The 3,036-nt window shown below is 61.9% G+C and carries 5 protein-coding genes; 3 read left to right on the top strand and 2 right to left on the bottom strand.

Annotation, left to right across the window (positions count from 1 at the left end):
• The 3 genes from EN906_RS28930 to EN906_RS28920 all read left to right on the top strand — a co-directional run.
• Positions 1-1,002, top strand: a 1,002-nt coding sequence (locus EN906_RS28930; RefSeq protein WP_164777433.1) for a fumarylacetoacetate hydrolase family protein, incomplete at its 5' end; no start/stop codon positions are given.
• Between the two features lie 4 nt (positions 1,003-1,006).
• Positions 1,007-1,294: a hypothetical protein gene (locus EN906_RS28925; protein ID WP_127270135.1), complete on the top strand. Its 288-nt coding sequence runs from the start codon at positions 1,007-1,009 to the stop codon at positions 1,292-1,294.
• Between the two features lie 4 nt (positions 1,295-1,298).
• Positions 1,299-1,835, top strand: a complete 537-nt coding sequence (locus EN906_RS28920) for a DinB family protein (protein ID WP_127270134.1) — start codon at positions 1,299-1,301, stop codon at positions 1,833-1,835.
• On the opposite strand, the gene EN906_RS28915 is transcribed toward EN906_RS28920, so the two are convergent.
• Positions 1,832-2,020: a type II toxin-antitoxin system prevent-host-death family antitoxin gene (locus EN906_RS28915; protein WP_127270132.1), complete on the bottom strand. Its 189-nt coding sequence runs from the start codon at positions 2,018-2,020 to the stop codon at positions 1,832-1,834. The two genes, EN906_RS28920 and EN906_RS28915, sit on opposite strands and share 4 nt — an antisense overlap.
• Positions 2,021-2,077: 57 nt before the next feature.
• The coding region (gene hppD, locus EN906_RS28910) for a 4-hydroxyphenylpyruvate dioxygenase (RefSeq protein ID WP_127375556.1) at positions 2,078-3,036 on the bottom strand (959 nt) is incomplete at its 5' end.

The raw sequence follows: 3,036 nt of genomic DNA, 5'->3' as shown, positions 1-3,036 counted from the left end.
ACATTGAAGGACGGGACGCGCGACGGAAAACTCGTCGTTGTCTCGCGCGACCTGACACGCTTCACAGACGCCTCGTTCCTGGTGCGCACGCTGCAGGCGGCGCTCGACGACTGGCGCCGCATCGCCCCGCATCTCGCGACAATAGCGGAATCGCTTGAGAACAACGCGATGCCGGCGGAGCGCTTCCACGAGCATGACGCCCACTCGCCGCTGCCGCGCGCCTATCAATGGGCCGACGGCTCGGCTTATGTGAATCATGTCGAACTGGTGCGCAAAGCGCGTGGCGCCGAGATGCCTGCGAGCTTCTGGACCGACCCGCTGATCTACCAGGGCGGCTCGGACACTTTCATTCCGCCACGCGATCCGATCCGCATGGCTGACGAAGCCTTCGGCATCGACATGGAAGGCGAAGTCGCCGTCATTGTCGACGACGTGCCGATGGGCGCCAGTGTCGATGAGGCGCGCGCGGCGATCCGGCTGGTCATGCTGGTCAATGACGTCACGCTGCGCGCGCTCACCGGACCGGAACTGGCCAAAGGTTTCGGTTTTTTCCAGTCAAAACCGTCCTCGGCGTTTTCGCCTGTCGCGGTGACGCCGGACGAACTGGGTGATGCCTGGGACGGCGGCAAGGTCAGCCTGCCGCTGCTCGCCGATCTCAACGGCAAGCCGTTCGGCCGGGCCAATGCCGGTATCGACATGACCTTCGATTTTCCGGCGCTGATCGTTCACGCAGCAAGGACACGGCCATTGGCGGCCGGCACGATCATCGGCTCGGGGACTGTCTCCAACAAGCTCGACGGCGGGCCGGGCAAGCCTGTTTCGGCCGGTGGCGCCGGCTATTCCTGCATCGCCGAACTGCGCATGATCGAGACCATTGTGTCAGGCGAACCCAAAACGCCGTTCCTGCGCTTCGGCGACACGGTGCGCATCGAGATGAAGGACAAAACCGGGCATTCGATCTTCGGCGCCATTGAGCAGAAGGTCGAGAAATACGAAAGGTAAGGGCATGACGGGGGACTATCTTCTGGCCGGTGTCTGGGCACTCGCCATACTGGCGGTCTTCATCCAGGCGATCCGGCTGAGCTACCGCATTGAGGCGCGATCGCCCGGCCTGACCAACCGCAGCGGCTTTCCGCGCAAGGCGATGATGTTCCACACCATCACCAACATGAACGTCGCGCGCGACGAGGAAACGCAAGCCATGCGGCGGCGCATGAACCGGCTTCTGCTGATCGTTCTTGCCGGATTCGCGATCATGGGGGCAGGCTTGCATCTGATGCGGGCAGGGGGATGATCTCGTGAACCTGCTCGACCATCTGCGCCGTATGGCCGGCAACAATCTGTGGTCGAACGACCGGCTCTACCGCGCGGTGCTGTCGCTCCAGCCAGGTGAGTTCGAGGCCGAACGCACCAGCTTCTTTCCATCGATCAAGGCGACGCTCAACCACATCCTTGCGGTCGATCTTCTCTATCTCGATTTTCTCGAAGAGGGTGGTCTCGGTGCTGCCGCCCATGACGACTTCGTGCCCCTCGACGAGCCGGGGGCGTTGTTTGCGGCGCAGGTCGCAGCCGACCGGCGGCTGATCGCCTTTTGCGATAGACTGTCGGCCGACGACCTCGATCGGCAGGTTATCACCGACCGGCGCGAGGACGGCATGATCCCCGAGCGCATCGGCGATATCCTCGCCCATGTCTTCCTGCACGACATCCATCACCGCGGCCAGGTGCACGCCATGCTTTCGGGGACGTCGGTCAAGCCGCCGCAACTGGATGAGTTTCTGCTCTATTATGATGCGAAGCTGAGGGAGAGAGAGGTCGAGCGGTTGGGGCTCTAATTAATCGTCAAGCCGCTCGGCCCTTTCAGAGCAGCGGTGGCGCCGATAGGTCTTTCCTTGCCGGGGGGCGGCAAGAGACGCGCTACGACCCTGCCGCGCCGGGTGATTACGATCTCCTCGCCGGCATTTGCACGCCTGACGAGTTCCGACAGTTTGGCTCTGGCTTCCGTAATAGAGACGTGCACGGCTCGACCTCGCTAGGCCCAACCTTAAGCCAAAGCCGGGCCGCAGCGAGAGTAACCTTACGCCGCTTTGCCGTCCACCTTGATCACGCCGCGCTTGATCTGATCCTGCTCGATCGATTCGAACAGCGCGCGGAAGTTGCCCTCGCCAAAACCTTCGTCGCCCTTGCGCTGGATGAACTCGAAAAAGATCGGGCCGATCACGGTCTTCGAAAAGATCTGCAGCAGGATCTTGGTCATGCCGCCGTCGACGACGCCTTCGCCGTCGATCAGGATGCCGTGCTTCTTCATCCGCTCGATCGGTTCGTCATGGCCGTTCACGCGGTCATACGACATGTCGTAGTAGGTCTCCGGCGGGCCGGGCATGAACTTCAGCCCGTTCTCGGCCAGCCTGTCGGTGGCGGTATAGATCTCGTCGGTGCCGACAGCGATGTGCTGGATGCCCTCGCCATTGTACTTCTTCAGATATTCGGCGATCTGGCTGGTCTCGTCCTTGGACTCGTTGAGCGGAATGCGAATCTTGCCGCAGGGCGAGGTGATGGCGCGGCTCACCAGGCCGGTGATCTTGCCGTCGATGTCGAAGAAATGGATCTGCTTGAAGCCGAACAGATTGCGATAGAAATCCCACCACTTGTCCATCTGGCCGCGATAGACATTGTGGGTCAGGTGATCGAGATAGTAGAAGCCGACGCCTTCCGGCCGTGGGTCGCGAGCGCCCAGCCATTCGAACTCGGCATCATAGGCCGAACCCTTCTTGCCATAGGTCTCGATGAAGTAGAGCAGCGAGCCGCCAATGCCGATGATTGCTGGCACGTCGAGCGCTTTGTCGGCGCCTTCGTAAGGCATGGCGCCCTTGGCAACCGCATGATCGAAAGCGTGTTTGGCATCCACCACCCGCCAGGCCATCGAGGCAGCACAGGGGCCGTGCTTGTCGACGAACTTCATCGCATGCGAGCCGGGCTCGGCATTGACGACATAGTTGATGTCGCCCTGCCGCCAGATGGTGACGTCTCTCGTGC

It is taken from the genome of Mesorhizobium sp. M7A.F.Ca.CA.004.06.1.1 (assembly GCF_003999135.1).
Lineage (GTDB): Bacteria > Pseudomonadota > Alphaproteobacteria > Rhizobiales > Rhizobiaceae > Mesorhizobium.
This window is presented reverse-complemented; position numbering and strand designations above follow the sequence as displayed.

Bases quoted from the DNA above. Each gene is read 5' to 3' on its own strand.
- EN906_RS28925 (WP_127270135.1), top strand. From the start codon at position 1,007: ATGACGGGGGACTATCTTCTGGCCGGTGTCTGGGCACTCGCCATACTG.